Origin of the sequence: Escherichia sp. 94.0001 (genome assembly GCF_013369155.2) — a bacterium.
Taxonomy (GTDB): Bacteria; Pseudomonadota; Gammaproteobacteria; order Enterobacterales; family Enterobacteriaceae; genus Escherichia; species Escherichia coli_F.
On the sequence record NZ_JABWMS020000126.1, the window covers coordinates 1 to 4,248 of the forward strand.

At 47.3% G+C, this 4,248-nt stretch carries 4 protein-coding genes and 4 tRNA genes; 1 reads left to right on the forward strand and 7 read right to left on the reverse strand.

Annotated features, from left to right (window positions below; translation table 11 throughout):
• From HEN33_RS24265 to HEN33_RS24285, 5 genes are all read right to left on the reverse strand, one after another.
• Positions 1 to 190 (reverse strand): GTP-binding protein (locus HEN33_RS24265; RefSeq protein WP_021498352.1); only part of this gene is annotated, 190 nt, incomplete at its 3' end.
• 114 nt (positions 191 to 304) lie between these two features.
• Positions 305 to 380 (reverse strand) — tRNA-Thr (locus HEN33_RS24270).
• 6 nt (positions 381 to 386) lie between these two features.
• Positions 387 to 461: transfer RNA gene (locus HEN33_RS24275), tRNA-Gly, on the reverse strand.
• Between the two features lie 116 nt (positions 462 to 577).
• Positions 578 to 662: transfer RNA gene (locus HEN33_RS24280), tRNA-Tyr, on the reverse strand.
• Positions 663 to 670: 8 nt separating this feature from the next.
• Positions 671 to 746, reverse strand: a tRNA-Thr gene (locus tag HEN33_RS24285).
• Between the two features lie 361 nt (positions 747 to 1,107).
• Between HEN33_RS24285 and coaA the strand changes: the two genes are divergently transcribed.
• Positions 1,108 to 2,058, forward strand: coding sequence for a type I pantothenate kinase (gene coaA / locus HEN33_RS24290; protein ID WP_000023085.1), 951 nt, complete (start codon positions 1,108 to 1,110; stop codon positions 2,056 to 2,058).
• 28 nt (positions 2,059 to 2,086) lie between these two features.
• On the opposite strand, the gene birA is transcribed toward coaA, so the two are convergent.
• Together birA and murB are read right to left on the reverse strand one after the other, a co-directional pair.
• Positions 2,087 to 3,052, reverse strand: coding sequence for a bifunctional biotin--[acetyl-CoA-carboxylase] ligase/biotin operon repressor BirA (gene birA, locus HEN33_RS24295; RefSeq protein WP_176263300.1), 966 nt, complete (start codon positions 3,050 to 3,052; stop codon positions 2,087 to 2,089).
• Complete coding sequence (gene murB / locus HEN33_RS24300) at positions 3,049 to 4,077, reverse strand: UDP-N-acetylmuramate dehydrogenase (protein WP_176263301.1); 1,029 nt, start codon at positions 4,075 to 4,077, stop codon at positions 3,049 to 3,051. The genes birA and murB overlap by 4 nt, the downstream gene beginning before the upstream one ends.
• Between the last annotated feature and the right edge of the window lie 171 nt (positions 4,078 to 4,248).

Here is a 4,248-nt window from a genome sequence, read left to right on the forward strand (position 1 = left end):
TGATGGTGATACCACGAGCTTTTTCTTCCGGCGCGTTATCGATCTGGTCGAATGCGCGAGCAGCACCGCCGTAGGTTTTAGCCAGTACGGTAGTGATTGCAGCGGTCAGCGTTGTTTTACCATGGTCAACGTGGCCGATAGTACCGACGTTAACGTGCGGTTTTGTACGTTCAAACTTTTCTTTAGACATCGATTGTCCCTCTAAGACACGGATAAATCGGTGATATCACCACATCAACCAGGCAACATGCCCGACTTGTTGAATGCAATAAACAGAAGGAAAAAACAGGGAGGAGAAAAGAAGTGGTGCTGATAGGCAGATTCGAACTGCCGACCTCACCCTTACCAAGGGTGCGCTCTACCAACTGAGCTATATCAGCACATCTTGGAGCGGGCAGCGGGAATCGAACCCGCATCATCAGCTTGGAAGGCTGAGGTAATAGCCATTATACGATGCCCGCATCCTGGAACTCGGCTACCTGATTTTCATTCTGCACTGAATATCGAGAGAAGCTCTCTTTATTCGAGCCGGTAAGCGAACTTATCGTCTCGGGCTACGCCATCGCGTGGCCGAAATTGGTGGTGGGGGAAGGATTCGAACCTTCGAAGTCTGTGACGGCAGATTTACAGTCTGCTCCCTTTGGCCGCTCGGGAACCCCACCGGACTTGATGGTGCCGACTACCGGAATCGAACTGGTGACCTACTGATTACAAGTCAGTTGCTCTACCTACTGAGCTAAGTCGGCATCAAGTAGCGCGCATTCTATGGAGACATGCGAGTTCATGCAACTAAAAAATTGCATAATTTGTTTTATTGGTCACATTTTATGCGACACGATGAAGAAACAGTCGAACAGAGGGCAAATTAGCACACTTTTTCAACATCATTGTTCTCAACAATGCGCTCCTTCTAAAGCGCAATTCTTTTTATCAGATGGAATATCTGTCACATTGCTTTTCAACGATAGCTTCCTGGGAGAGATTTTTTCTTATTATTCCTCCCCATCTGGTGTTACCCTCCTGCCCATTAACCCATTCAACAGAACTGTGACGCGCCATGGCAAATATCGTTTTGCCGATAGAGCTATGACCGCCAGAAACATGCTTATGAGTATAAAAGAGCAAACGTTAATGACGCCTTACCTACAGTTTGACCGCAACCAGTGGGCAGCTCTGCGTGATTCCGTACCTATGACGTTATCGGAAGATGAGATCGCCCGTCTCAAAGGTATTAATGAAGATCTCTCGTTAGAAGAAGTTGCCGAGATCTATTTACCTCTGTCACGTTTGCTGAACTTCTATATAAGCTCGAATCTGCGCCGTCAGGCAGTTCTGGAACAGTTTCTTGGTACCAACGGGCAACGCATTCCTTACATTATCAGTATCGCAGGTAGCGTCGCGGTGGGGAAAAGTACAACCGCCCGTGTATTGCAGGCACTATTAAGCCGTTGGCCGGAGCATCGTCGTGTTGAACTGATCACGACTGATGGCTTCCTTCACCCTAATCAGGTGCTGAAAGAACGTGGTCTGATGAAGAAGAAAGGCTTCCCGGAATCGTATGATATGCATCGCCTGGTGAAGTTTGTTTCCGATCTCAAATCCGGCGTGCCAAACGTTACGGCACCTGTTTACTCGCATCTTATTTATGATGTGATCCCGGATGGAGATAAAACTGTTGTTCAGCCTGATATTTTAATTCTTGAAGGGTTAAATGTCTTACAGAGCGGGATGGATTATCCACACGATCCACATCATGTTTTTGTTTCTGATTTTGTCGATTTTTCGATATATGTTGATGCACCGGAAGACTTACTTCAGACGTGGTATATCAACCGTTTCCTGAAATTCCGCGAAGGGGCTTTTACAGACCCGGATTCCTATTTTCATAACTACGCGAAATTAACTAAAGAAGAAGCGATTAACACTGCCATGACATTGTGGAAAGAGATCAACTGGCTGAACTTAAAGCAAAATATTCTACCTACTCGTGAGCGCGCCAGTTTAATCCTGACAAAGAGTGCTAATCACGCGGTAGAAGAGGTCAGACTACGCAAATAATTTAAAGGGGAGCTAATGCTCCCCTTTCTTATTTTTCTGCACTACGCAGGGATATTTCACCGCCCATCCAGGGTTTTATTATTCCATCCTGCTCAAGCAATAAAGCGCCTTGTTTGTCTATTCCGCGTGAAATGCCAAATATTTCTTTATCACCAATGATAAGTTTTACTGGGCGATTAATAAAATTATCCAGTTTTTCCCAGCGCGAAAGATAAGGTGCCAATCCTTCTTGCTCGAAGAGTTCCAGCGCCGCACGTAATTCACGTATTAGCATGGCCGCCAACGCATTACGATCGAGATTGATCCCAGCTTCCTGCAGCGTGATCCACCCCTGATTAACGACACTCTCTTCAACACGACGCATTGCCATGTTGATCCCGGCACCAACGACTATTTGCGCCGCATCGCCGGTTTTGCCAGTCAGCTCCACAAGAATACCTGCCAGCTTGCGATCCTGCAGATAGAGGTCATTCGGCCATTTAACACGAACTTTATCAGCACCCAGCTTGCGTAATACTTCCGCCATCACGATACCGATAACCAGACTTAAACCAATCGCCGCAGCCGGGCCTTGTTCCAGACGCCAGAACATCGACAAATACAAGTTTGCGCCAAAAGGCGAAAACCATTTCCGACCTCGGCGACCACGACCAGCCTGCTGATATTCTGCAACGCAGGCATCGCCCGATTTAAGCTCTCCGATACGATCAAGAAGGTACTGATTCGTGGAGTCAATAACTGGCAACACGGCTACACTGCCGCCATCCAGCTGACTCAATATCTTTTCGGCATTAAGTAACTGGATTGGCTCGGGCAAGCTGTATCCTTTACCCGGAACGGTAAAGACATCAACGCCCCAGTCACGCAGTTTTTGAATATGTTTATTAATGGCCGCCCGGCTCATTCCTAACGTTTCACCCAGCTGCTCACCAGAGTGAAATTCGCCATTCGCTAACAGGGCGATCAATTTCAGCGGCACGGTGTTATCCTTCATGAAATTGTCTCCACTGCGCTCACTTCACCTGATGCGCCAATAAAGCGGACTTCAGGCTCAAGCCAGACATTAAATTTTTCACCAACTTTCTGTCTTACATGATGCGCCAGCTGTACAACATCTTCGCTTTTTGCGTTGTGCTCATTTATGAGAACCAGCGCCTGTTGACGGTGTACCGCAGCACCACCAATTTGCGTCCCTTTAAGCTGGCACTGATCGATAAGCCAACCTGCTGCCAATTTTACTGAACCGTCTGTCTGGGGATAATGTGGTGCTGTTGGAAATTGTGCCAACAACGCGTTAGCCGCTTCGGCAGAAACAACAGGATTTTTGAAGAAACTACCCGCATTACCGTTCACTTTTGGATCGGGAAGTTTTGTAGTCCTCATATGACACACTGCATCAAATACTTGCTGTGGCGTTACCGTTGAAGGGTCCAGACGAGTTAAGTCACCATACGTTAGTACAGGTTGCCACTCTTTTGGCAGGCGCAGACCTACGGCTACAATGGCGAAGCGGTCCTGGTATTCATGTTTAAAAATACTGTCGCGATAGCCAAAACGGCACTCTTTGGCAGTTAAGCGCACTTGCTTGCCTGTCGCCAGTTCAACACAGTCAACATAAGCGCAAACTCGCTGTAATTCTACGCCATAAGCACCAATATTCTGGATAGGTGATGAGCCGACACAACCAGGAATTAACGCCAGATTTTCCAGACCTGGCATACCTTCCTGCAAAGTGTATTTTACCAAGCGATGCCAGTTTTCTCCGGCTCCTACATGTAAATACCACGCATCAGGTTCATCATGAATTTCGATACCTTTGATCCGGTTGATGATCACCGTGCCGCGATAGTCTTCCAGAAAAAGTACATTACTTCCTTCACCCAGAATAAGAACGGGTTGCCCTTCTGCGGTTGCATGCTGCCAGGCATTGAGTAATTGTTGTTCGTCTTCGGCACATACAATGTGCTGAGCATTATGATCAATGCCAAATGTGTTCCAGGGTTTTAAGGAGTGGTTCATAGCTGCTTTCCTGATGCAAAAACGAGGCTAGTTTACCGTATCTGTGGGGGGATGGCTTGTAGATATGACGACAGGAAGAGTTTGTAGAAACGCAAAAAGGCCCAGTCTTCCGACTGGGCCTTCTGCTTAATTTGATGCCTGGCAGTTCCCTACTCTCGCATGGGGAGACCC

Excerpts from the sequence above, each read along its gene's own strand:
- murB (WP_176263301.1), bottom strand. The coding sequence starts at position 4,077 with ATGAACCACTCCTTAAAACCCTGGAACACATTTGGCATTGATCATAAT.
- birA (WP_176263300.1), bottom strand. The coding sequence starts at position 3,052 with ATGAAGGATAACACCGTGCCGCTGAAATTGATCGCCCTGTTAGCGAAT.
- coaA (WP_000023085.1), top strand. The coding sequence starts at position 1,108 with ATGAGTATAAAAGAGCAAACGTTAATGACGCCTTACCTACAGTTTGAC.